The organism is Paludibacillus litoralis (assembly GCF_037646705.1).
GTDB classification, from domain to species: Bacteria; Pseudomonadota; Alphaproteobacteria; order Rhodobacterales; family Rhodobacteraceae; genus Pikeienuella; species Pikeienuella litoralis.
Window position 1 is genome coordinate 34,471 of sequence record NZ_JBBHER010000007.1, and the last position, 24,362, is coordinate 58,832.

Consider the following 24,362-nt stretch of genomic DNA (forward strand, 5'->3'; position numbering starts at 1 on the left):
TGGCGCCGGCCGGCGCCATTCCCATAGTACTAAGGTCATTTGACATGTCCGCGAACATCGCGCCGATACCAGAACTTTACGTCTCCGCAGAGAGCGCCGCCAAATTGAAGATCGAGGCGGCGGATCTGCCGTCCTGGGATCTTACGCCGCGCCAGATCTGCGATATCGAATTGCTGATGAACGGCGGCTTCAGCCCGCTCAAGGGCTTCCTCGGCGAGTCGGACTACAATTCGGTCCTCGAGACCATGCGCCTCGGCGACGCCTCGCTCTGGCCGATGCCGATCACGCTCGACGTCTCCGAGGCCTTCGCCGAGACGGTCGGCCCCGATCAGGACATCGCGCTTCGCGACCAGGAGGGCGTGATCCTCGCGATCATGTCGATCACCGACAAATGGGTCCCGAACAAGTCGCGCGAGGCCGAAAAGGTCTTCGGCGCCGACGATATCGCGCACCCGGCGGTCAATTACCTCCACAACACCGCCGGCCCGGTCTATCTCGGCGGGCCGGTCACCGGCATCCAGCCGCCGGTGCATTACGATTTCAAATCGCGCCGCGACACGCCGAACGAGCTTCGCGCCTTCTTCCGCAAGCTCGGCTGGCGCCGGGTCGTGGCGTTCCAGACCCGCAATCCGCTCCACCGCGCCCATCAGGAGCTGACCTTCCGCGCCGCGCGCGAGGCGCAGGCCAATCTCCTGATCCATCCCGTCGTCGGCATGACCAAGCCGGGCGACATCGACCATTTCACCCGCGTGCGCTGTTACGAGGCGGTGCTGGACCAGTATCCCGCCTCCACCACGCATCTGTCGCTGCTCAATCTCGCCATGCGGATGGGCGGCCCGCGCGAGGCGGTCTGGCATGCGCTGATCCGGAAGAATCACGGCTGCACCCATTTCATCGTCGGCCGGGACCACGCCGGCCCCGGCAAGAACAGCCAGGGCGAGGATTTCTACGGGCCGTATGATTCGCAGAACCTCGTCGCCGAACACGCCCGCGAGATCGGGGTCGAGCTCGTCCCCTTCAAGCAGATGGTCTATGTGCAGGACCGCGCCGAATACCGGCCGGTGGACGAGGTGCCCGAGGGCGCGACCGTCCTCTCCATCTCCGGCACCGAGCTTCGCCGCCGGTTGCAGGAGGGGCTGGAGATCCCCGAATGGTTCTCCTTCCCGCAGGTGGTGGCCGAGCTTCGCAAGACCCGGCCGCCCCGCGCGAGCCAGGGCTTCACCGTGTTCTTCACCGGGCTTTCGGGCTCGGGGAAATCCACCATCGGCAACGCGCTGATGGTGAAGCTGATGGAGCTTGGCGGGCGCCCGGTCACGCTTCTCGACGGCGACGTGGTGCGCAAGCACCTCTCCTCCGAGCTCGGCTTCTCGAAGGAGCACCGCGACCTCAACATCCTCCGGATCGGCTATGTCGCCTCCGAGATCACCAAGAACGGCGGCATCGCGATCTGCGCGCCGATCGCGCCCTACGCCGCGACCCGCCAGGCGGTCCGCGAGATGATCGAGCAATACGGCGCCTTCATCGAGGTGCATGTCGCGACCAGCCTCGAGGAATGCGAGCGCCGGGACCGCAAGGGCCTCTACAAGCTCGCCCGCGAAGGCAAGATCAAGGAATTCACCGGCATCTCCGACCCCTATGAAGCGCCGGTGAACCCGGAGCTGGTCTGCGACACCATCAAGGTCACGCCCGACGATTGCGCGCAGGACGTGATGCTGAAGCTGGAAAGCATGGGCCTGATCTCCGCCTGAGGCCGAATCCGCGCGATGGCCGCTCCCGCCGGGGCGGCCATCGCGCGGGTATGCCGATGGCCGCCGCCGCGGCAGGCGCGATCATCGTCGCGATGGCGGCCTGGAGCCCATGTTGTCGAAACGGTCGCCGTTGCGGCTGATACGCCGGCGGAACACGTCCCGCCACAGCCTCCTCACCGCGCAAGGCCCCAGAAATCCGCGATGTGGCGGGTCGAGGAAATGCCGACTTCCAGCATATACTCGCCTTCTTCTCCGAGGCCCTCGTCTCCCGCGGCGCTGATCGGCGTGCCGTGGCCCATTCCTTCGATGATGTATTCCTCGATTACCTCCCGCCCGTCCGCGTCGCACCAGACCTTCCGGGGAAAGCTGTCAACCGTCTCCACACGTGTCGGCGATTCCTCGACCTTGTGGATCTCCCGCCACTGACTGACGATGGAACCGGCGTTGGAACTGTCGACGGTCGTATCGCTCCCGCCATGCCAGACCGAGATTGTCGGCCAGGGGCCGGTGGATTTCGAAGCTCCACGGACAAGTTCGTCGAGTTGTCCGTCCGACGGGCCTCCGAAGCCGTTCATGCGAACGATCGCCTCCATCATGTTGTTCGCGCTCCCGTAGGGCAGCCCTGCGATGATCGCCCCTCCTGCGAACACTTCCGGATAGGTCGCAAGCATCACGGATGTCATGGCGCCACCCGAGGACAGCCCCGTAATGAAGATGCGCGACGGGTCTACCGCATGATCATCAACGACCTGTTTGATCATATGTCGGATAGAGAGCGGCTCGCCCCCGCCGCGTTGGCTGTCGCTGGTCTCGAACCAGTTGAAGCTGCCAAGGAGGTTGTTGGTCAGTCTTTGCCCCGGGAACAGGAGCGCTATCCCGCATTCGTCGGCGAGAGTGGACCAGCCTGATCCGACATCATAGCTTTCCGCCGATTGGGTGCTGCCATGCAGCACGACGACAAGCGGACCGTTCTTCTTGAAATTCTCCGGAATATAAATGTCCGCGCTCAGCGCCCCGGGATCCGATCCGAAGTCGCCCAGGTCCGTCAGGTGATTGCTGGTATTCGAGAAAATTGACATACTAATCCTTATTGCGCTTTCAGCGCAGTTGTTGATAAGCTTGTATTTGACGAAGGCGCTCCCCCCCTGCAGATAATGCTGCAATGCAGCATATCCATATGGGCGACAAACAAACTTACCCTAACCTAACGGCAGGTCCGTCCGCTGACCTGACCTTCTGAACATTCGGCCCCCCCCCCGCATGGTTCTGCGATGGTCCCTTCCCGCGCCGCACCCCACACGCGCGGCGCCGAAAGAGGATTGAGCCGCCGGCGGCGCGGGCGCATGATCCGCCCATGCCCAGCCATTCCACAGAAACCGCCCTCGGCCGCTTCACCATCGACGCGGCGGGGGGCGCGATCACCGGGCTGCGCTGGGGCGGCCCGGTCGAGACGTCGGAGGACCCGCTCCTGATCGAGGCCGCGGCGCAGCTCGGCGCTTATGCGGACGGGCGGCTTCGTGCGTTCGATCTCCCCCTCGCGCCCGCCGGCGGCCCGCTCCAGCAGGCGGTGATGGCGGCGATGCGCAGGATTCCCTTCGGCGAGACCCTCACCTATGGCGAGATCGCCGCCCGGGTCGGCGCGCCGGCGCAGGCCATCGGCCAATGCTGCGGCGCCAACCCGATTCCGGTCATCATTCCCTGCCACCGGGTGACCGGAACCGGCAAGCTCGGCGGGTTCTCGGCGCCGGGCGGCGTCGAGACCAAGGTGGCGCTTCTGCGCCATGAAGGCGCCTATTCGCTGCTGATCTGAGCGCGCCCGGCCCGCGCCCCCTCAGATCGCGGTCTTCCGGCTCTCGTCGATATAGACCTCCCGCAGCCGCGCCGCGATCGGCCCCGGCGCGCCGCCGCCGATCGGGGCGCCGTCGATCTCCACCACCGGCGTCACGAACCCGGTGGCCGAGGTGTAGAACGCCTCGTCCGCCGCCTTCGCCTCCTCGACCGAGAACGCCCGCTCCTCGATCTTCATCTGCGCCTCCCGCGCGAAGCGGAGCACGGCGGCGCGGGTGATCCCGTGCAGGATGTCCTGCGAAAGGCCGCGGGTGACGATCACGCCGTCCTTCACGATATAGGCGTTGTTCGAGCTGCCCTCGTTCACCAACCCGTCGGTCACCAGCCAGGCGTCGTCCTTGCCGGCCGCCTTCGCCTCCATCTTGGCGAAAGACGGGAAGAGAAGCTGGACCGTCTTGATGTCGCGGCGCGCCCAGCGCTGATCCTCGACCGTGATCACCTTGATCCCGGTCTTCGCCTCCGGCGCGTTCACCGGGTCCGACGCCTGCGTGAACAGCACGATCCCCGGCTCCGCGTCTTTCGGCCAGACGAAGGAGCGGTCGGCGGCGCCGCGGGTGATCTGAAGATAGACCAGGCCGTTGGCGAGGGCGTTCTTCTCGATCAGGCTCCGGTGGATCGCCAGCAGCTCCTCATCCGTGCAGGCCGGCTTCAGCTTCAGCTCGGTGAGCGAGCGATGGAGCCGCGCGGCGTGGCCCGGAAAATCGATCAGCTTGCCGTCCAGCACGGCGGTCACCTCATAGACCGCGTCCGCCATCAGGAAGCCGCGATCGAACACCGAGATCTTCGCCTCCTCTTCGGGAACGTAGTCTCCATTCACATAGACCGTGCGGCTCATCTTCATCCCCATAGCTCCGGCGCGGGCGGATGCGCGCCGCGCTCATCGAATGTCAGTCCCGGCCGCCGGTCCCGCGCCAGCAGGAGCGGGCCATCGAGATCGGTGAAATCGGCGCCCTGCGCCGCCAGCACGGCCGGCGCCATCGCCAGCGACGAGCCGATCATGCACCCGACCATCACCTTAAGCCCGGCCGCGCGCGCCGCGTCGCGGAGCGCCAGCGCCTCGGTCAGGCCGCCGGTCTTGTCGAGCTTGATGTTGATCATGTCGTATTTGCCGACCAGCCCGGGCAGCGACGCCCGGTCATGGCAGCTTTCATCGGCGCAGACCGGCAGCGGCCGCAGGAGCCCGCGAAGCGCCTCGTCTTCGCCTGCGGGGAGCGGCTGCTCGACCATGGCGACGCCCAGCTCAAGCAAAAGCGGCGCGATCGCCGAGTAAAGCTCCACCGTCCAGCCCTCGTTGGCGTCGACGATGATCCGCGCCCCCGGCGCCCCGGCCCGCACCGCGCGAAGCCGGGCGATATCCTCGTCGCCGCCGCCGAGCTTGATCTTCAGGAGCGGGCGATGCGCATGCTCGGCCGCCTTCGCGCCCATCTCGTCGGGCGCCGCGAGCGAAAGCGTGTAGGCGGTGATCTCCGGTCCCGGCGCCGCCAGCCCGGCCAGCTCCCAGACCCGTTTTCCCGCCCGCTTCGCCTCCAGATCCCAGAGCGCGCAGTCGAGCGCGTTTCGCGCCGCGCCCGGCTTCATCTCCGCCTGCAGCGCCGCCCGGTCGCCGCCGCCCGCCGCGAGCCAGCCCTCGATCGCCTCGATCACGCCCTCCTGCGTCTCGCCGTAGCGCGCATAGGGCACGCATTCGCCCATGCCCCGATGCGGGCCGTCGATCAGCTCGACCGAGACCACCTCCGCCACCGTCCGGCTGCCGCGCGAGATGGTGAAGACGCCGGCGATGGGGAAAAGCTCGCGCCGGACCACCCCCCTCACGACAGCGCCTCGACCAGCGCGCCCGCGCCATGCCGGAACGGGTCCACCGCCGGCAGGCCCATCTCCCGCTCCACCTGGCGGAGATAGGCGTCCGCCTCCGCCTCCGGCAGCGCGGCGGTGTTGATCGAGCAGCCGATCGAGACGCAATCGGGGTTCGCCACCCGCGCCAGCGTCTCCGCCAGCGGCCGGAGCGCCGCCAGCCCCGGCGAGACGTAATGCGGCAGGCCGCGCATATGGGTCCGGGTCGGCTCATGGCAGAGCACGAGATAATCCGGCGCGCCGCCATGGATCAGCGCCATGGTGACGCCGGAATAGGACGGGTGGAAAAGGCTCCCCTGCCCCTCGATCAGGTCGTAATGGTCGTCGTCGTTCGGCGGGGTCAGCGTCTCCACCGCGCCGGCCATGAAATCCGCCACCACCGCGTCGAGCGGGACGCCGCCGCCGGTGATCAGGATGCCGGTCTGGCCGGTGGCGCGGAAGGTCGCCTTCATGCCGCGCGCCAGCATCTCCTTCTCCATCGCCAGCGCCGTATACATCTTGCCGCAGGAGCAATCGGTGCCGACCATGAGAACGCGTTTGCCGCTCCGCCGCCGCCCCTCGCCGATCGGGTATTTCGTCACCGGCAGGCGCACGTCATGGAGCGTCCGCCCGGTGCGCGCCGCCGCCTCGACCAGCGCCGGCTGATCCCGGAGCAGGGTGTGAAGCCCGGCGGCCACGTCCATCCCCGCCTCCATCGCTTCGACCAGAACCTCGATCCAGGCGTCGGAGATCAGCCCGCCCCGATTCGCGACCCCGATCACCAGCGTCTTCGCCCCCGCCGCCGCCGCCTCCGCCACGGTCGTATCCGCCAGCTTCATGTCGGCGTTGCAGCCCTTGAGCCGCAATTGCCCGACCGAGGCCTCGGGCCGCCAGTCCTTCACCCCCTGCGCGACCTTCGCCGCCAGCGCGTCGGGCGCATCGCCCAGAAACAGAAGATAGGGTTGTTTGAGCATCGAGCGGCCTCCCCGGAAAAGATGCGTCATTGCGACGATCCGGGGCGGGTGTGTCAAGCGGAGAGCACGGGCCAGGAGCGCGGTTTGCGCCGAGCGGCGCGGCGCCAGCGTCCGCGATCACAGTCCGCGCATCCAGAATCCGTGCGGGGCGCGCCTCTCATGTGCGACGGAAAAGGGGGCTGTCTTCGTAACTCTCCCGATGGGGCCCGCGGGGCGCGTCCGCGACATCGTGCGTCAGAAGATCGTCGCGCCGACGGGTCGCGCCCGCGCCCGCGACCCCGTAAGGAGAGGCGGCTGAAATTTGCGCGAGGCTGACGAATGACCAGGATCAACATCCGCTTGTTCTGGGGGTTCTGGGCCGTGGCGGCGGCCCTTTGGCTGGCGCTGAATCCCGAGATCTTCAGCGCGACCTCCGTCTTCACCCTGCGCGGCCCGATGATGCAGTTCAGCGGGGCGCTCGCCATCGCCGCGATGAGCGTGGCGATGATCCTCTCGTTGCGCCCGCTCTGGCTGGAGGCGCGGGTGAACGGGCTCGACAAGATGTACCGGCTTCACAAGTGGCTCGGCGTCGGGGCGCTCGGGCTGGCGGTGTTCCACTGGCTTTGGGCCGAAGCGCCGAAATGGGCCATCGAGCTGGGGCTGCTGACGCGCCCGGAGCGGGGGCCGCGCCCGGAGATCGTCGACCCGATTCAGAACTTCTTCGCCGGCTTTCGTCACACGGCGGAGGGGCTGGGCGAATGGGCTTTCTACGGCGTCGTCATCCTGCTGCTCATCGCGTTGATCAAGTTGATACCTTACAGGATTTTCCGTTACAGCCACCGGCTGATGCCGCTTGTCTACCTTGTCCTCGTGTTCCATTCCGTCATCCTGATAGACTTCGCGATGTGGGCGACCCCGCTCGGCGCCGCGCTGGCGCTGCTCATGCTGGCCGGCGGCTACGCCGCTCTGGCGTCGATATTCGGGCGGATCGGCGCCGGGCGCCGCGTCGCTGGCGAGATCGTCGAGATGCGCACATATCCCGGCGTGCGCTCCCTCGAGACGGTGATCCGGCTCGGCGCGGGCTGGCGAGGGCACCAGGCGGGGCAATTCGCCTTCGTGACGTCGAATCCGGTCGAAGGCGCGCATCCCTACACCATCGCCTCGGCCTGGTCCCCGGACGAGCGGACCGCCGCCTTCGTCGCGAAGGAGCTCGGCGACCACACCACCGGCCTCGCCGACCGCCTCAAGCTCGGCCAGAGGGTGACGGTGGAAGGCCCCTATGGCCGCTTCACCTTCGATGACGGCCTGCCGCGCCAGATCTGGATCGGCGCCGGCATCGGCATCACCCCCTTCCTCGCCCGGATGAAGGAGATGGCGACCGAAGCCCCCGACGGGGTGCGGCCCGAAATCGATCTCTTCCACACGACGCGCGAAGTGGACGAGGCGGCGCTGGAACGCCTCGCCGGGGACGCCCGCGCGGCCAAGATTCGGCTGCATCTGCTGATCGACGCCCGCGACGGCCGGCTGACCGGACAACGCATCCGCGACGAGGTCGCGGGCTGGCGCGAGGCGAGCCTCTGGTTTTGCGGCCCGAGCAAGTTCGGCGCCGCGCTGCGGGCGGATTTCGCCGCCCAGGGCTTCCCGGTCGATGAACGGTTTCACCACGAACTGTTCGAGCTGCGCTGAACGCGAAACCCGGTCCGCGGCGGGCGCGCGCCCGCCGCGCCGCCCGTCCGGGCGCCGTCAGCAGGCGCGGCGTCGGCCTGATCGCGACCGGCGTTCCCGAAGGGATGCGCCGCGCCGGCCTCCGCCACGCCTTTCCATGCCTCCCCCGCGGGCATATAACCCTCCGAACGAGAACAGAGCCGCGCTGACGGAGGAAGCCAGATGCCCCAATACAGATCCCGCACCACGACCCATGGCCGCAACATGGCGGGCGCCCGCGCCCTCTGGCGCGCCACCGGCATGGGGGAAGGGGATTTCGGCAAGCCGATCATCGCCATCGCCAACTCCTTCACCCAGTTCGTGCCCGGCCATGTCCACCTGAAGGACATGGGCCAGCTGGTCGCCAGGGAGATCGAGCGCGCCGGCGGCGTCGCCAAGGAGTTCAACACCATCGCGGTCGACGACGGCATCGCCATGGGCCATGACGGGATGCTCTATTCGCTCCCCTCGCGGGAGATCATCGCCGATTCGGTCGAGTACATGTGCAACGCGCATTGCGCCGACGCCGTGATCTGCATCTCCAACTGCGACAAGATCACCCCCGGCATGCTGATGGCGGCGATGCGGCTCAACATCCCCGCCGTCTTCGTCTCCGGCGGGCCGATGGAGGCCGGCAAGGTCGTGCTCGACGGGACCGAGCGCAAGGTCGATCTGGTCGACGCGATGATGAACGGCGTCAACCCCGACATCTCCGACAATGACAGCCTCAAGACCGAGGTCTCCGCCTGCCCGACCTGCGGCTCCTGCTCCGGCATGTTCACCGCCAACTCGATGAACTGCCTCGCCGAAGCCCTCGGCCTCGGCCTGCCCGGCAACGGCTCGCTGCTGGCGACGCACAGCGCCCGCCGCGAGCTTTTCCTCGAAGCCGCGCGCACCATCGTCGCCCTCGCCAAACGCTATTACGAGGAGGACGACGAGACCGCGACCCCGCGCGGCATCGCCAATTTCGAGAGCTTCGAGAACGCGATGACCCTCGACATCGCCATGGGCGGCTCCACCAACACGGTGCTCCACCTCCTCGCCATGGCGCGCGAGGGCGACGTGCCCTTCACCATGGCCGATATCGACCGGCTCTCGCGGCGCGTCCCGCATCTCTCCAAGCTCGCGCCCTCGACCTCGCTCTTCCACATGGAGGACGTGCACCGCGCCGGCGGCATCATGCGCCTCCTCGGCGAGCTGGACCGACTCGGCCTCATCCACCGCGACCGGCCGACCGTCCACACGAAGACCCTCGGCGAGGCGCTCGACAAATGGGACATCATGCGGAACCCCTCCCCCGAGGTTGAGGAATTCTACCGCGCCGGGCCCGGCGGCGTCCGCACCATCGAGGCGTTCAGCACCTCCAATCTCTGGAAGGATCTCGACCGCGACCAGAAGAACGGCTGCATCCGCTCCGGCGAGCACGCCTATTCGCAGGATGGCGGGCTCGCGGTCCTCTTCGGCAACATCGCCGAGGACGGCTGCATCGTGAAGACCGCCGGCGTGCCGGAGAAATGCCTCGAATTCACCGGCCGCGCCCGCATCTTCGAGAGCCAGGACAGCGCCGTGAAGGCGATTCTCGGCTCGAAGATCAAACCCGGCGACGTGGTGGTGATCCGCTACGAGGGGCCGCGCGGCGGGCCGGGGATGCAGGAGATGCTCTACCCCACCTCCTATCTGAAGGCGGTCGGGCTCGGCGAATCCTGCGCCCTCATCACCGACGGGCGCTTCTCCGGCGGCTCCTCCGGGCTCTCCATCGGCCATATCTCGCCCGAGGCGGCGCTCGGCGGCGCGATCGGCCTGATCGAGGAGGGCGACGAGGTGGTGATCTCGATCGCCAACCGCAAGCTCCACCTCAATGTCGAGCCCGGCGTCCTCGCGGCGCGGCGCGCGGCGATGGACGCGAAGGGCGCGGCCGCATGGGCGCCGACCGAGAAGCGCGCGCGGAAAGTCACCCAGGCGCTCAAGGTCTTCGCCGCCTTCGCCACCTCCGCCTCCGAAGGCGCGGCGCGCGACGTGGAGGGCTCGATGTCGAAGGCCCGCCTCGCCGCCGAATGATCCCGGCGGGCGGGCGGGGGCCTCTCCCCCGCCCGCCGCGCGCCCCCGGCCCGCGCCGGAGTTTCCCCTATCGCTTCACCCCGGTTTGCGGCAAAATCCGCGCCGATGGAGCTGACCGAAAGCGTTGAGGATCTGATCGCCGCCGCCGCGCGCGGCGACCGCGGCGCGTTCCGCGCGCTCTATGATCGGACGGCTGCGAAACTTTTCGGCCTCTGCCTTCGCATATGCCATGACAGGGCTCTGGCGGAGGATGCGGCGCAGGACGCGTTCATCGACATCTGGCGCAAGGCCGCCGAGTTCGACCCCGCGCGCGGCCGCGCCGGCGCCTGGATGGCGGTGATCGCGCGCAACCGCGCCATCGACATCGTCCGCCGGCGGGGGCGCGCCCCCGGCTGGGGCGGCGCGGACGACGCCTTCGCCGCGCTCGCGGACCCGAAGGCGCGCGCGGATGGCGGCGCGGAGGCGATGGCGCTCTCCCAATGCCTCGCGCGGCTGGAGGAGACCCCGCGCCGGATGCTGGTGCTGGCCTATGTGGAGGGCTTCACGCGCGATGAGCTGGCGGCGCGGTTCGGCGCGCCGGTGAACACGGTCAAGACGTGGCTGCGCCGGGGGCTCGCCGCGCTGAAGACCTGCCTCGACGACGGGGCGGGCGTCTAGAAGAGCGGGCGCCTGGACCGGCGGCCCGCGCAAGCAAGGGGTGCGAACGGGACATCCGATGGACGAGACGGAGTTTCAGGCCGCCGAACGCGCGCTCTCGCTGGAGCCGCCCTCGGCCGAGACCGCGGAGGAGGCCCGCCTTCGCGAAGCGTGGGAGCGACGGCTCGCCCCGCTTCTCATCGCCCCCGCCGCGCCGCCGCCGCCCGATCTTTTCGCCCGGATCGAAGCCGCGCTCGACGCGTCGGACCGGGAGGGCGCCGCCCCCCCGCCGCAGATCCTCCGCCTTCGCCGGCAGGTCCGGCGCTGGAAGCTGGCGACCGGCGCCGCGCTCGCCGCCGCCGCCGCGCTGGCGCTCTACATCGCCGCGCCCGCCAAGGCGCCGCCCCCCGCCGCCCGCTATGTCGCGGTCGTCGCCGACGAGACCGGGCGCACCGGCCTGATCATCCAGTTCGACGCCGAGACCGGCGCCGCGACCGTGATCCCCACCGCCACGCCCCCCGACAGCAAATCCTACGAAATCTGGACCGTGCCCGCCGGCGCCGCCAAACCGGTCTCGCTCGGCCTCCTGCCGCGGGAGGCCGTCGTCCGAACCGGCCTCACCCCCGCCCCCGACCAGATCTTCGCCGTCAGCCTCGAACCCAAGGGCGGCTCCCCGACCGGCGAGCCGACGACGCTGGTTTATCAGGGCCGTGTGGTGAAGGTGGAGTGAGAAAGCGTTTTTATTCGGCGTCGATAATCAGGGCCGGGTCGCGCGCGCCTGACAGCCAAACGCTATCGTCACCATCATGCGGAGGACATACTTCCAGAGTTCCTTTCAACGCTTCGATCATTGCCCTGAACGTCGTCTAGAAAGCGTCGAGATCCCCAAACTCGCCTCATATTTGGCAATAAACTAGGCAGATTCGCTCGCCTCTCTTGCTTACAGAGGCTAATTTCTTCACAAGTCAAGTATCTAGGATTCTCTGTTTTGATTCAAGCGCTTGAAATAACTGATGATTAGGCTGAACTGCGGATTCATGCTATGGTGCCGTCAGGCTAATTTTACATGACTGATCAGCAGATGCTCCCTACCAACGGCCAGATGAAGGATTCGCGCCGCAAGTGGCTTTCCGGCCTTGCCATCACATTGACGACGATCATTGCGTATCTAGCATTCTGGCGCCTGTCTCCAGTCACCACCTTTATCATAGGGTGCCTCGCCCTCTTTGCTATGGCCGTAGCGGCGTGGGTTTATGGTGGCAAGCCGGCGGCTAAGCGCCAACCGAAGGCGAAATCACCTCGACGACAGACCGACCGCCACGGGTAACTTTCCATTCCCCACCGTCCAGTCGCTGCCTGATTCTTAACCTGATACGCATGGGGATGTTGGCTCGCAGCGTTTCCCGGATCGCGCTCTGCTCCAACGCAGCAAGAAACGATTTATCCTTCATCACCGCCCGAATCCTCCCAGAAATACCTTCCTGCCTGAATATCCAGACCCGCTCCGCATTTTCGAGCTGAGGAGATACAAGTATCACATCCAATTCCTGCGTGATAACACGTTCAGCTGCTACCTTTTCTTGAACGTCGAACAGCCCGTCAAATTCCGCGAACTGCTCGGCTGGGATTGTCCGCCGTGGCTTCCAGTCTTTTTTGTCGGGTGCACCGGCCCCTAGGCCCGTTATCTTCCGATCTTGTTGCACACGTTTGAAGACGGCTTTTCTGTGAGACTGCACCACAGGGTCTATCGTCGCTTCTTTCACAGCCGCTTTGATCTGTTCAAACTGGGCTTTACTAAATTCCTCGCTATCAAACCAATAATTGATTGTCGGCACTGCAGTAATAGGGATAACGATCACCAAACCGATCGCCATACGAAATAACAAAGGAACCGCCTGCCAACCATCTTTGATGCGTTCCGCAGTCTGATTGATCTTGGATGTCTCGATTTTTCGAAATGACCGATCAATTTTCGCAATCCATCTCGATGAACCAGGCTCTGCTGCAATCAGAGTGATACGATATTCAAATAACGGATCGATAACTGCCGCAGCCGCCTTCATGCCTCTCGACCATTCGATCACAGCCGCCGCTGCGACTTCGATATCGATTAACTCTGAAGGTCGTATCTGAAAATATAATCCAACCGTCGATTCCAGGTCATCGTCAAGCAAAATTGAGTCAGGCATGTGCCGCCCCCCCTAGGTTAGCTATGCTGACTCGGTAACTTACGTCAATTGCGCATGCTAAGGAGATATATTATCCAAAAAGACAACCGCTGCATCTAACCTCGCCTCAGAGGCAAGAATGAGTATAGAATTACTTTTCGCCCTTACGCCTCCTCCTCAATCAGCTTCTCGCCCTTCACCCCCAGCTCGTTCAGCGCCTTGCGGACCGCGGTCATCATCGGCGGCGGGCCGCAGAGGTAGCAGCGGCTGTCCGCGTCCACGAATTTGGCCAGAAACTCCCGGTCGAGCCTTTGCTGCGGGACGCTTGCGCCCGCCTCATCGACCACGAACACCGTCTTGAGGCCCGTCATCGCCTCGAACCGGTCGCGCCAGATGATGTCGGCCTCGGTCTTGTTGGCGAAGATCAGCGTCGAGCCTTTGAGCGTCCCCCGCTCGCGAAGCCGCTGGCGCAGGATCGCGATCATCGGCGTCACCCCGGCGCCGCCGGCGATGAACACCCCCGGCCCCTGGTCCGAGAGCGCGCCGAAGGGCCCGTCCATCTCCATCTCGTCGCCCGCCGCCATCTTGCCGACCTGCGCGGTCATCCCGTCATGATCCGTATAGGCCTTGATCACGAACTCCAGATCCGGCTCATCCGGGAGGCTCACCGGCGTGAACGGCCGGCCCTCCTTCTCCCAGCCCGCCGCCCTCACCAGAAACAGCTCCACTCCCTGCCCGGGCGCATAGGCGAATCCCTCGGGCCGGTCGAAGATCAGGTGGTGCGTGTCATGCGTGGCGCGCTCGATCCGTTTCAGCTTCAGTCGATATGTCATGGGAAGCTCCTTTTCTTCGCCATCCGATGCGCGGCGAAGGCCCGGAGTTCCCTGAACGGGCGCGGCGTGACGCCGCAACCGGGCGCCCGGCGCCCGCCGGCTCGGCGGCGCCGAGAGGCCGGGAAACGCCCGGAATCACCCCCCGGCGGCGCCTATCGCACGAACGAACATTTGGCTTATTCTTTTATATCAATAAGATAACACCCTTATCGCACGCGATAACCCCCGCCTCATCTCTGATCGAACCGGACCTTCACATAGGATCCCGGCGCCGGCTCGATCACGCCGAGCCTCGCGCCGGGCTCCCGCGCGTCGATCTTCTTGCCGGAGCGCTGGGCCAGCCAGCGGTCCCAATCCGGCCACCACGACCCCGGGACCTCCTCGGCCCCCGCCAGCCATTCCTCGGCGTCGGCGGCCTCCACCCCTTCCCGCACCCAATGCTGGTATTTGCCGAGCGCGGGCGGGTTCACCACCCCGGCGATATGCCCCGATCCGGCGACGACGAAGCGGTTCGCCGCCTTCTTCAGCAATTTCGCCCCGCGATAGACCGAGGCGACCGGGGCGATGTGATCCTCCCGGCTCGCCAGGTGATAGACCGGGATGGCGACGTCCCCGAGATTGATCCGCTCCCCGCGCACCTCCAGCTCGCCCTTCGCCAGCGCGTTGTCATTATAGAACCGCTGCAGATAGAACCGGTGCACCTTGGCCGGCATCGAGGTGCTGTCGGCGTTCCAGTAGAGCAGATCGAACGGAAACGGGGCCTTCCCGAGCATGTAGTTCTGCACCACATAGCCCCAGACCAGATCCGACGACCGGAGCATGTTGAAGGCGTTGGCCATCACATCCGCCGGCAGGAAGCCCTCTTCCATCTGCTCGTCGAGGAGTTGAAGCGTCTTCTCGTCCGCCAGCACCTGCAACTCTCCGGCGGAGGAGAACTCCAGCTGGCCGGTGAACATGGTCGCCGAGGCGACGCGCCGGTCCTTCTTCTTCGCCATATACGCGAGCATGGTGCCGGTCATCGTCGCGCCGATGCAGTAGGAGGCGACGTTGACCTTCTTCTCGCCGGTCTCCTCCAGCACCTTGTCGATCGCCTTCATGATCGCGGTCATGTAGCTGTCCCAGGTCTCGTCCTTCTGGGCGGCGTCGGGGTTCACCCAGGAGATCATGAAGACTCGATGGCCCTGCTCCACGAGCCACCGCATCATCGATTTCTCGGGGTTGAGATCGAGGACGTAGTACTTGTTGATCCAGGGCGGCACGAAGAGCAGCGGGCGCGCCCAGACCTTCTCGGTCTTCGGCGCGTACTGGATCAGCTGCAGAACCTCGTTCTGCCAGATCACCGCGCCCTCGGTCAGCGCCAGATTCTCGCCGACCTTGAACGCCTCCATGTCCGTCTGCGAGATCAGCAGCTTGCCCTTCCCCCGCGCGACGTCCTTCGCCAGCGCCTCGACGCCGCGAACGAGATTGGCGCCTTTCTCCTCCACCGTGGCCCGAAGAACCGCCGGGTTCGTCACCGCGAAATTCGAGGGGCTCATCGCCTCCATGATGTTGCGCATCACGAAATCGAGCTTCCTGCGGTCGCGCTCCGGCATGTCGCCGGTGGTGTGGGCCACGTCCTGCGCCCAGCGCGAGGTGAGGAGATAGGTCTGCTTCATGTAGTCGAAGAACTGGTTCTCGGACCATTCCTTGTCGGCGAAGCGTTTGTCTCCACGCTCCGGGCGCACCAGCGGTTCGGCCTCCTCCGCGCCGATCCAGCCGGTCATCGAGCGCCGCCAGAGTTCGGCCTGCGCGGTCCAGAGCTCAAGCGACTTTTCCGCCAGCGCGAGAGGGTTGCTCAACATCTCCTGAGTCAGCCCGGCGAAGAGCGGCCCGATATTGATCGGGTCGGCCTGATATTCCTGCGCGTCCTTCACGCCGGCGTCGGCCATCTGCGCCAGGATCTCCTGCGTGCGCTGCATCACCGTCGCCATGTTGGCCGCGAATTCGGCGCTCTCCTCCGCCCCGGGAAACTCTGTCATCGGCTCGCCCGCCTTCATGGTCATGCTCTTCTCCCGCGTTTCAACGCCCTGCGCCGCGCCTGGCGCTGGCGGCCCGCGCCCGGTCCGGTTAATCTCACGCCAACCATAACACGGGGCGGCTTCAATGGCGCATTTACTTATTCGTTTCCGAGGCGCTCGCCTAGGATTCGCGCTCATGGCGGGCGGCCTTCTCGCCGCGTGCATGGGGCAGGGCCCGGAGGTGTTCGACAAAGCGGCGCCCGTATCCGGCGCGGATGGGGCGGACTGGCCGCGCCTCGCCGACATTCCCCCCACGCCGCCGGCCGGGGTGTACACGAAATCCGCGCCCGATCCGGCGCAGGGCGAGGCTGTGCGCGCCGAGCTCGCCGCCGCGGCGGAGGCGTCGGCGCGCCGCCGGCGCGCGCTCGAAGGCCCGGTGGAATGACCCTCGCTCCCCGGCGGCCGAGGCCGCCGCGACCGCCTCGCGCGTTGCTCCCGGCCGGATTTTGCCGCAAGAGAGGCGCCGACGACGCAATCTTGAGCGAGGCCCGGCATGGCTGACCCTTTACGCATCGGAATCATCGGGCTCGGCACCGTCGGGGGCGGCGTTCTGAAACTTCTCTCCGACAATGCGGCGCTGATCGCGGCGCGGGCGGGGCGGCCGCTCTCGGTCGTCGCGGTCTCGGCGCGGAACCGGGGCCGGGACCGGGGCGCCGATCTCTCCGCCATCGACTGGGAGGATGATCCCGTCGCCCTCGCGCGGCGCGACGACATCGACATCGTCGTCGAAGCCATCGGCGGCGAGGACGGCCCGGCGAAAGCGGCGGTCGAGGCCGCGCTGGGCGCCGGCAGGCATGTCGTCACCGCGAACAAGGCGATGCTCGCGCATCACGGGCAGGCGCTCGCCGAGATGGCCGAGGCGCGCGGCGCCGCGCTCAGGTTCGAGGGCGCCGTGGCGGGCGGCATCCCCTGCGTGAAGGCGCTCGGCGAAGGCTTGGCCGGAAACCGGATCGCCCGGGTGATGGGCGTGCTCAACGGGACCTGCAATTACATCCTGACCCGGATGGAGGCCGAAGGCGCGCCCTACGCCGATGCGCTGGCCGCCGCGCAGCGGCTCGGCTATGCGGAAGCCGACCCCGCCTTCGACGTCGGCGGCGTCGACGCGGCGCACAAGCTCGCGCTGCTCGCCGCGCTCGCCTTCGGAACGCGGGTGGATTTCGCCAATGTGAAGACCGAAGGCATCGACCAGATCAGCCTCGCCGATATCGAGCACGCCGCGGAAATGGGCTACCGCATCAAGCTGCTCGGCGTCGCGCGGCTGCACGAGGACGGGCTGGAGCAACGGATGCAACCCTGCCTCACGCCCGCCGCCAGCCCGATCGGCAAGCTCGACGGCGTGACCAACATGGTGGTTCTGGAGGGCGACGCGGTCGGCCGCATCGTTCAGGAGGGGCCGGGGGCGGGCGCCGGGCCGACCGCCTCCGCGATCGTCGCCGACCTGATCGACATCGCCCGCGGCGCGCGCACGCCTGCGTTCGGCGTTCCCGCGGCGACGCTCCGCGCCGCCCCGCGCGCGATCGGGCGCGCCCCCGCGGCCTATTATCTCCGCCTCGCGCTTCGCGACGAGCCCGGCGTTCTCGCCACGGTCGCCGCCGCGCTCGGCGCCGAAGGCGTCTCCATCCATCAGATGCGCCAGACCGCGGGCGACTCTCAGGGCGACGAGGCGACGGTGCTGATCACCACGCACGAGACGCGGCGCGAAAAGCTCGACGCCGCCCTCGCCACCATCGCGGCGAGCAATGTCGAGACCGGCCCGCCGGTCGCGATCCGGATCGAACAGGTCTGAGAAGACGGAGCGAAACTCCATGGAACGCGGATTCGCGCAGATCCCGCCGCCCGGCGCTTTGCGCATCGGCGTTCAAGCGCGTATGAAACCGACGACACGCGGCGAAAGGCGACACGCATGACCCAGAACACCACCGAATTCGCTGACAGGATGCTTTCCCTCGGCCTCGCGCGGGTTTCGGAGGCCGCGGCCATCGCGTCCGCCCGCCTCGTCGGCCGCGGCGACGAGAAGGCCGCCGACCAGGCCGCCGTCAACGCCATGCGCGAGCAGCTCAACCTTCTGAACATCCGCGGCGTCGTCGTCATCGGCGAAGGCGAGCGGGACAAGGCGCCGATGCTCTATATCGGCGAGAAGGTCGGCGCCGGCGACGGGCCGGAGGTCGATATCGCGCTCGACCCGCTCGAGGGCACGACGCTGACCGCGAAGGACATGCCGAACGCCCTCACGGTGATCGCCATGGGCCCGCGCGGGACCATGCTCCACGCCCCCGACGTCTACATGGACAAGCTGGCGATCGGCCCCGGCTATCCGGCGGGGCTCCTCGATCTCGACATGTCGGTGACGGAGCGGGTCGGCGCGCTGGCCAAAGCCAAGGGATGCGCGCCCGAAGACATCAAGGTCTGCGTGCTGGAGCGCCCCCGCCATGAAGAAATGGTGGAGGAGCTCCGCGCCGCCGGCGCGCAGATCCGGCTGATCACGGATGGCGACGTCGCCGGCGTCATCCATTGCGCCGAGCCGGACAAGACCGGGATCGACATGTACATGGGCGCCGGCGGCGCCCCGGAGGGCGTGCTGGCGGCGGCGGCGCTGAAATGCATGGGCGGGCAGTTTCAGGGGCGGCTCCTGTTTCGCGACGATGACGAGAGAGGCCGCGCGGCGGCCGCCGGGATCACCGATCTCGACCGGAAATACAGCCGCGACGACCTGGTCACCGCCGATGTGATCTTCGCGGCGACCGGCGTCACCGACGGCTCGATCCTGCCCGGCCTGAAGCGGCGCGGCGGCTATATCGAGACCGACACGATCCTGATGCGCTCGCGCACCGGCTCGGTGCGCTGGCTGCATTACCGCACGAAGCAGGACTGATGCCGCGCGGCGCCGGCCCTGACGCGGCGCCGGCGCCGAGGCGCCCGGCGTTCATCGTCTTTCTCCTGATCTGGCTCGCGATTCTGACGGGCGGCGTCGTCTTCGTCGGCCGCGCGCTCCTGTCCGGGCCTGACGAGGGCGCAGGCGTGATGATCCTCTGGCTGGCGGTCGCCGGCGGCGCCTGGTGTGTCGGCGTGTGGCTCCTGGCGCGGGCGCTGCGGCCCCGAAGACGGCGATCGCAGCCTTGACCGACGCCCCGCCCCCACCCGCGTTCCTGAATGTCGAAAACTCGCTTCTCGGGCGGCGCTGGACCGGGCCGGGGGAGCCGGCGGAGCGGATCGGCGCCGCCATCGCCCAGCGGCTGGAGGCGCCGGAGATCGTCGGCCGCGTTCTGGCCCTTCGCGGCGTCGCCCCCGAAGACGCGGCCGATTATCTCAACCCGACCCTGAAGGCGCTGCTGCCGGACCCCTCCACGCTCCGCGATATGGACGTCGCCGCCGCGCGGCTGGTCGCGGCCGTGTCTTCGCGCGAGAGAATCGCGATCTTCGGCGATTACGATGTCGACGGCGGCGCCTCTTCGGCGCTGCTGGTCGATTGGCTTCGCGCGCTCGGGCGCGCCGCGACGGTCTATATCCCCGACCGGATCGACGAAGGGTACGGCCCCAACGTGGAGGCGATGGCGGCGCTGGCGCGGGAGCATGACCTGATCGTCTGCGTCGATTGCGGCACGCTCAGTCACGCCCCCGTCGCCGCCGCGACCGCCGCCGGCGCGGAGGTGATCATCGCCGATCACCATCTGGCCGGAGAGACGCTTCCGTCATGCGCCGCCGTGGTCAACCCCAATCGCCACGACGACGAGAGCGGGATGGGCCATCTTTGCGCCGCCGGCGTGGTCTTTCTTCTCCTGGTCGCGGCGAACCGGCTCCTGCGCGAAAAGAGCGTGGCGCCGCCCGACCTCATCGCCGCGCTCGATCTCGTGGCGCTGGCGACGGTGGCGGATGTCGCGCCGCTCATCGGCGTCAACCGCGCTTTCGTCCGGCAGGGGCTGAAGGTGATGGCGGGCCGGCGCCGGCCGGGTCTTCGCGCGCTCGCCGATATCGCGAAGCTCACCGCGCCGCCGAGCGCCTTTCATCTCGGCTACATGCTCGGCCCGCGGGTCAACGCCGGCGGCCGAATCGGCAAGGCCGATCTCGGCGCGCGGCTGCTCTCGACCCTGTCGGGCGAGGAGGCCGAGGGAATCGCGCATGAGCTTGACCGGCTGAACGCCGAGCGGCGGAGCATCGAGGCCGACGTGCTGGCCGCCGCGATCCTCCAGGTGGAGAGCCGGGGAGTGGACGGGCCCCTGGTCTGGGCCGCGGCGCCGGGCTGGCACCCGGGCGTCGTCGGGATCGTCGCGGCGCGCCTCAAGGAACGATTCGATCGGCCCGCCGTGGTGATCGGGATCGACGGCGCGGAAGGCAAGGGCTCCGCGCGGTCGGTCGAAGGGGTGGATCTCGGCGCGGCGGTCGGCGCGCTGGCGCGCGAGGGCCTGCTGCTCAAGGGCGGCGGCCACCGGATGGCGGCGGGGCTCACCGTCGCCGCGAACGAGATCGACGCGGCGATGGCGAGGCTGGCCGACAAACTCGCGCGCTCGGTCGGCGCCCGCCCGGCGGCGCGGACGCTTCGGATCGACGGCGCGCTCTCCGCCGCCGCCGCGACGCCGGACCTCATCGCGCTGCTCGAAGCCGCCGGCCCGTTCGGCCAGGCCGCGCGCGCGCCGCGTTTCGCCCTCCCGGCGATTCGCGTCGCCTTCGCCAAGAGAGCCGGGGAAAGCCATTTGCGCCTCACTCTGGCGGATCCGGCCGGCGGCCGGCTCGACGCCATCGCCTTTCGCGCGTTCGAAGGGCCGCTCGGCCCGTTCCTCGAAGCGACCGGCGGCGCTCCGGTCCACATCGCCGGGCGGCTCGAGATCGACGATTGGGGCGGGCGGCGAAAAGCCAAGCTGACCGTGGAGGACGCGGCGCCGGCCGATTAGGCCGATGCCGAAAACGGCTTGAAACCCCCCGCGCGCCGCATTATGACCCGCGGGGCTTCAGAGGCTCCCTTCGTCTATCGGTTAGGACGCCAGATTTTCAATCTGGAAAGACGGGTTCGACTCCCGTAGGGAGCGCCACTTCCCGGCGCCGGAAACGCCCCCCGCCACTTCGAGAGAGTGCAAGAGCCTGGCGAGGGCGCGCGCCCGGCGCGTCCGGTTCCGGGCGCGCATCGGGTCAGGCGGAGACGAATTCAATGATCGCCCCGCTGGCCGCCTCCGGTCCGACGGCGAGCCCCGCCGAAGTCTCGACCGGCGCGACGCCGCCCTTCTCCAGCGCGGCGCGCGCCCTGGCCATGTCCGAGACGCGGATGCGCAGCGCCGCATAGGCGTTCCGCGGGGTCGCGCTCACGTCGAAATCGGGATAGCGCGCCGCCAACTCCTCGCGCGTCAGGAACTCCATCGGGGCGGAGCGCCGGCCCGTCTCCACTCGCGCGCCGCCCTCGATGGCGGAGGCCTTCCCCGCCGCGAAAAGCCGTGAGAAACCGCGCGCGGCCGCATCCGGATCCTCCGTCCCGGCCACGACCGCGGCGAGGCCTTCGGCGCTGTTGGGATGCTCCAGCAATTCGGGGATCCATACGTTCTCGCGCGTCAGATGCTGGCACATGAAGCAGATGCCGAGCGGAACCTCCTCCGGCTTGAACTGGAACGTGCGGAACGACGCCATCGCCTCGCCGCCGCCGGGAAGCGGCACCGGGCGGGAGAAGCCGGTCGGCGTCTCCGTCGCGATCCCGAGCGCGTCCAGCGCCGCCTTCGCCGCGTCGGCGTCGTCGATTCGGCAGGCGACGGCGTGGAGGCCCTGCCCCTCGCGCGCCAGCGTTTCGCGGCGGCCGAGATTGCCCGGGGTCTCCGCGATCAGGCCCAGAATCTCGAAATAGTCGTCTGGAAACATGATGGTGTGGTTCGCGGCGCCCTTGCTGGCGCTATGGACGCCGCGCGGCGACAGATTGAAACCGAGGCGGGCGTAGGCGTCGCGGCTCTGGTCGAGATCGTCGACCAGAACGAAGACATGGTCGACGCCCTTCACGGGATGGGTCATGGGGAAGGCTCCTGATTATCTGCGGACGGGCGCGACGGTGATTTCGTGAATGGCGACATTGGGGTTCATCCGGGCGACGAAGAGAGCCGCGTCGGCGAGATCCTCGGGTTGGATCATCGTCGCCGCCGCGGCCGGGTCGTAGCCCGGGCGGCGCGCCATGAGCGGCGTCGCGACCTCGGCCGGGCAAAGCGCGGTGGAGCGAACGCCGTTCGCGCCCTCCTCCGAGTTCAGGCTGGCGCTGATGTCGGTCAGCGCGTGTTTTGAGGCGCCGTAGGGCACGCCGCCCGCCGCCGAATGGAACCGGCCCGCCCAGGACGACGTGTTGATGACGACGCCGCCGCCTTGCGCCCGCATGATCGGCAGGGCCGCGGCGATGGCGTTGAGCGCGCCCTTGACGTTCACGTCGATCACCGCATCCCAGCTTTCCCAGTCGATCTCCGCCCAGCGGCGTTTCGGAATATTCAGCCCGGCGTTGTTGCAGAGCAGATCGAGCCGCCCGGTTTCATCGGCGATCTTGCGCGCGATGCGCGCGAGGCCGTCGCGGTCGCGCACGTCGGCGGCATGGACGAGGGCGGTTCCGCCGGCCGCCGCGATCTCCGCGGCAAGCGCGTGCAGAGGGTCGGGCGAGCGCGCGGTGAGCGCGACCACGCAACCGGCGTCCGCGAAGGCGCGCGCCATCGCCGCGCCGATCCCCGAGCCCGCGCCGGTGATCCAGATCGTCCATCCGGTGATGTCGTGTCGCATCGATTTCCCATCCACAGAGGATTTCGTCAAAATCGGACTTTTGGAAGCATGTCCGAACGGGGGCGCCATGCTGCCACTGGAATGCGGCGATTGACAAGCCGTCCACTTGGTCGCGATAGTCAAGCGCATAGTCAACTCCGCAACTGAAGCGGGGAGGTTTCTTATGCGCGACAGGAGAAAACTATGATGACGCCGTTCAGGCTTGCCGGGCCCGTAGCCGTCGGCGCGACCGCCATTTTGATCGCCGCCGGCGCGTCCGGACAGGAAACGCCGAAGCGTGGCGGGACCGTGGTTACGCAGATGAGTTCCGAGCAGCGCATCCTGAATCCGGCGCTGCGCGCCTCCACCGGCGTCTACAACATATCCGGCAAGATCGTGGAGCCGCTGATCGACAAGAGCTATGACGGCTACGTGCCGGTTCTGGCGACGGACTGGTCCTCCTCCGACGATGGGCTGGAGATCACGTTCAAGCTGCGTGAGGGCGTGAAATGGCATGACGGCGTGGATTTCACCTGCGAGGATGTGTCCTACACCGCGATGAACATGTGGAAGGAGTTGCTGAACTACTCCTCCACGCTTCAGCAGAACCTCGAAGCGGTGGATTGCCCCGATCCGCATACGGCGGTGTTCAGGTATTCGAAGCCGATGCCGCTGGACCTGATGCTCGCCGCCATGCCGGATCTCGGCCATCCGATGCCCAAGCATCTCTATGAAGGCACGGATATCCTCAAGAACGAATACAACACCGCGCCGGTCGGCACCGGGCCGTTCAAGTTCGTCGAGTACAAGCGCGGCCAGTATGTGATGATGGAGCGCAACGAGGAGTACTGGCGTGGGGAGCAGTACCCCTATCTTGACCGGATCGTGATGCGATTCATCAAGGACAAGTCGGCCGCGGCCTCCGCGCTCGAAGCCGGCGAGGTGCTGGAATCGAGCTTCAACGGCATTTCCATGTCCGATGTCGAGCGTCTCAGGGAAGATCCGCGCTTCGATGTGGGCACCAAGGGCTACGAGAACAACGTCGCCCACTCCACCGTCGAGTTCAATCACCGCAATCCGGCGCTGGCCAATCTGAAGGTGCGTCAGGCGATCTATCACGGGCTCGACATCGATTACGCCATCCAGACGATCATGCGCGGCTTCGCCAAGCCCGGCCGCGGCCCGATCCCCTCGACCGCCGGCGCGAACTACACCGACGAGGTGCCGACCTATCCCTATGACGTCGAGAAGGCGAAGGCGCTGCTCGATGAAGCGGGTTACCCCGAGGACGAGAACGGCGTGCGGCTGCGGCTGCGGCATCGGCCGGCGCCCTGGGGGGAGTACACCCAGCTCTGGGCCGAGTATTTCGCTCAGGCGATGAAGGAGATCGGCATCGAGGTGGAGATCCTGACCAACGACGCGCCGGGCTTCCTCAGCGGCGTCTACCGGGACCACGACTTCGACACCGCGAACGGCTGGCATCAGTTCCGCTCGGACCCCGCCGTGTCGACGACGGTCTGGATCCGCTCCGGCGCGCCCGTGGGCACGCCTTGGTCCAACCAGTTCGGCTGGCAGTCCGACAAGATGGACGGGATGATCGACGCCGCCGCTCAGGAGCTCGATCCCGAGGTGCGCGCGCAGATGTATCATGACATTCAGGTCATGGCGATGGAGGAGCTGCCGGTCATCTTCGCCATCGAACATCCGTTCATCTCGGCGACGTCGAAAAGGCTGCGCAATCATCACAACACTCCGCGCTGGGTGTCTTCGAGCTGGTACGATCTCTGGCTCGCGGACGAGTGACCTGATGGGGCGGCCGCCG

The 24,362-nt window shown here is 67.4% G+C and carries 21 protein-coding genes and 1 tRNA gene; 13 read left to right on the forward strand and 9 right to left on the reverse strand.

The window, feature by feature from the left end; translation table 11 throughout:
- Nucleotides 1–44 precede the first annotated feature (44 nt).
- The gene (locus WG921_RS13010; RefSeq protein WP_340109674.1) at nt 45–1,748 is read left to right on the forward strand and encodes a bifunctional sulfate adenylyltransferase/adenylylsulfate kinase; all 1,704 of its coding nucleotides are present in this window, start codon (nt 45–47) and stop codon (nt 1,746–1,748) included.
- Nucleotides 1,749–1,921: 173 nt separating this feature from the next.
- Here the strand turns inward: WG921_RS13010 and WG921_RS13015 are convergent, their stop codons facing one another.
- Nucleotides 1,922–2,911, reverse strand: a complete 990-nt coding sequence (locus WG921_RS13015) for an extracellular catalytic domain type 1 short-chain-length polyhydroxyalkanoate depolymerase (RefSeq protein ID WP_340109675.1) — start codon at nt 2,909–2,911, stop codon at nt 1,922–1,924.
- 191 nt (nt 2,912–3,102) lie between these two features.
- Here WG921_RS13015 and WG921_RS13020 point away from each other — a divergent pair, with 191 nt between their 5' ends.
- Nucleotides 3,103–3,558: a methylated-DNA--[protein]-cysteine S-methyltransferase gene (locus WG921_RS13020; RefSeq protein WP_340109676.1), complete on the forward strand. Its 456-nt coding sequence runs from the start codon at nt 3,103–3,105 to the stop codon at nt 3,556–3,558.
- Between the two features lie 21 nt (nt 3,559–3,579).
- Here WG921_RS13020 and WG921_RS13025 read toward each other — a convergent pair whose 3' ends face one another.
- The 3 genes from WG921_RS13025 to dgcN are packed head-to-tail and all read right to left on the reverse strand — an operon-like array spanning nt 3,580 to nt 6,400.
- On the reverse strand, nt 3,580–4,431 hold the full coding sequence (locus WG921_RS13025; protein ID WP_340109677.1) for a D-amino-acid transaminase: 852 nt from the start codon (nt 4,429–4,431) through the stop codon (nt 3,580–3,582).
- Between the two features lie 2 nt (nt 4,432–4,433).
- The gene (dgcA, locus tag WG921_RS13030) at nt 4,434–5,408 is read right to left on the reverse strand and encodes an N-acetyl-D-Glu racemase DgcA (protein WP_340109678.1); all 975 of its coding nucleotides are present in this window, start codon (nt 5,406–5,408) and stop codon (nt 4,434–4,436) included.
- A complete protein-coding gene (gene dgcN, locus WG921_RS13035; RefSeq protein WP_340109944.1) occupies nt 5,405–6,400 on the reverse strand; it encodes an N-acetyltransferase DgcN in 996 nt (331 codons plus the stop codon). Before dgcN ends, dgcA begins: the two co-directional genes overlap by 4 nt.
- Nucleotides 6,401–6,718: 318 nt before the next feature.
- On the opposite strand from dgcN, the gene WG921_RS13040 reads away from it, so the two are divergent.
- The 4 genes from WG921_RS13040 (at nt 6,719) to WG921_RS13055 (ending at nt 11,507) form a co-directional block, all read left to right on the forward strand.
- Nucleotides 6,719–8,065, forward strand: coding sequence for a ferredoxin reductase family protein (locus WG921_RS13040; protein ID WP_340109679.1), 1,347 nt, complete (start codon nt 6,719–6,721; stop codon nt 8,063–8,065).
- 201 nt (nt 8,066–8,266) lie between these two features.
- Nucleotides 8,267–10,141, forward strand: coding sequence for a dihydroxy-acid dehydratase (gene ilvD, locus WG921_RS13045; protein ID WP_340109680.1), 1,875 nt, complete (start codon nt 8,267–8,269; stop codon nt 10,139–10,141).
- Between the two features lie 105 nt (nt 10,142–10,246).
- Entirely contained in the window at nt 10,247–10,798 is a 552-nt protein-coding gene (locus WG921_RS13050) for a sigma-70 family RNA polymerase sigma factor (RefSeq protein WP_340109681.1), read from the forward strand.
- A gap of 58 nt (nt 10,799–10,856) precedes the next feature.
- Entirely contained in the window at nt 10,857–11,507 is a 651-nt protein-coding gene (locus WG921_RS13055; protein WP_340109682.1) for an anti-sigma factor, read from the forward strand.
- Between the two features lie 541 nt (nt 11,508–12,048).
- Here WG921_RS13055 and WG921_RS13060 read toward each other — a convergent pair.
- The 3 genes from WG921_RS13060 to WG921_RS13070 all read right to left on the reverse strand — a co-directional run bounded on the left by WG921_RS13060 (nt 12,049) and on the right by WG921_RS13070 (nt 15,820).
- Nucleotides 12,049–12,966: a hypothetical protein gene (locus tag WG921_RS13060; protein ID WP_340109683.1), complete on the reverse strand. Its 918-nt coding sequence runs from the start codon at nt 12,964–12,966 to the stop codon at nt 12,049–12,051.
- A gap of 143 nt (nt 12,967–13,109) precedes the next feature.
- Nucleotides 13,110–13,778, reverse strand: a complete 669-nt coding sequence (locus tag WG921_RS13065; protein ID WP_340109684.1) for an FAD-binding oxidoreductase — start codon at nt 13,776–13,778, stop codon at nt 13,110–13,112.
- Between the two features lie 230 nt (nt 13,779–14,008).
- Entirely contained in the window at nt 14,009–15,820 is a 1,812-nt protein-coding gene (locus WG921_RS13070; RefSeq protein ID WP_340109685.1) for a PHA/PHB synthase family protein, read from the reverse strand.
- A gap of 151 nt (nt 15,821–15,971) precedes the next feature.
- Between WG921_RS13070 and WG921_RS13075 the strand changes: the two genes are divergently transcribed.
- From WG921_RS13075 to WG921_RS13100, 6 genes are all read left to right on the forward strand, one after another.
- Nucleotides 15,972–16,220, forward strand: coding sequence for a hypothetical protein (locus tag WG921_RS13075; RefSeq protein ID WP_340109686.1), 249 nt, complete (start codon nt 15,972–15,974; stop codon nt 16,218–16,220).
- A gap of 108 nt (nt 16,221–16,328) precedes the next feature.
- Nucleotides 16,329–17,621, forward strand: coding sequence for a homoserine dehydrogenase (locus WG921_RS13080; RefSeq protein WP_340109687.1), 1,293 nt, complete (start codon nt 16,329–16,331; stop codon nt 17,619–17,621).
- A 117-nt stretch (nt 17,622–17,738) separates the two neighbouring features.
- Entirely contained in the window at nt 17,739–18,707 is a 969-nt protein-coding gene (glpX, locus tag WG921_RS13085) for a class II fructose-bisphosphatase (RefSeq protein ID WP_340109688.1), read from the forward strand.
- Entirely contained in the window at nt 18,707–18,955 is a 249-nt protein-coding gene (locus WG921_RS13090) for a hypothetical protein (RefSeq protein WP_340109689.1), read from the forward strand. The genes glpX and WG921_RS13090 overlap by 1 nt, the downstream gene beginning before the upstream one ends.
- The gene (gene recJ, locus WG921_RS13095) at nt 18,943–20,721 is read left to right on the forward strand and encodes a single-stranded-DNA-specific exonuclease RecJ (RefSeq protein ID WP_413788595.1); all 1,779 of its coding nucleotides are present in this window, start codon (nt 18,943–18,945) and stop codon (nt 20,719–20,721) included. Before WG921_RS13090 ends, recJ begins: the two co-directional genes overlap by 13 nt.
- Nucleotides 20,722–20,784: 63 nt before the next feature.
- Nucleotides 20,785–20,859 (forward strand) — tRNA-Glu (locus WG921_RS13100).
- Nucleotides 20,860–20,956: 97 nt separating this feature from the next.
- On the opposite strand, the gene WG921_RS13105 is transcribed toward WG921_RS13100, so the two are convergent.
- Nucleotides 20,957–21,817 (reverse strand): VOC family protein, encoded by an 861-nt coding sequence (locus WG921_RS13105; protein ID WP_340109691.1) that lies wholly within the window; start codon nt 21,815–21,817, stop codon nt 20,957–20,959.
- 15 nt (nt 21,818–21,832) lie between these two features.
- Nucleotides 21,833–22,561 (reverse strand): SDR family oxidoreductase, encoded by a 729-nt coding sequence (locus WG921_RS13110; RefSeq protein WP_340109692.1) that lies wholly within the window; start codon nt 22,559–22,561, stop codon nt 21,833–21,835.
- Between the two features lie 183 nt (nt 22,562–22,744).
- Here WG921_RS13110 and WG921_RS13115 point away from each other — a divergent pair, with 183 nt between their 5' ends.
- Entirely contained in the window at nt 22,745–24,343 is a 1,599-nt protein-coding gene (locus tag WG921_RS13115) for an ABC transporter substrate-binding protein (protein WP_340109693.1), read from the forward strand.
- The last annotated feature ends 19 nt before the right edge of the window (nt 24,344–24,362 follow it).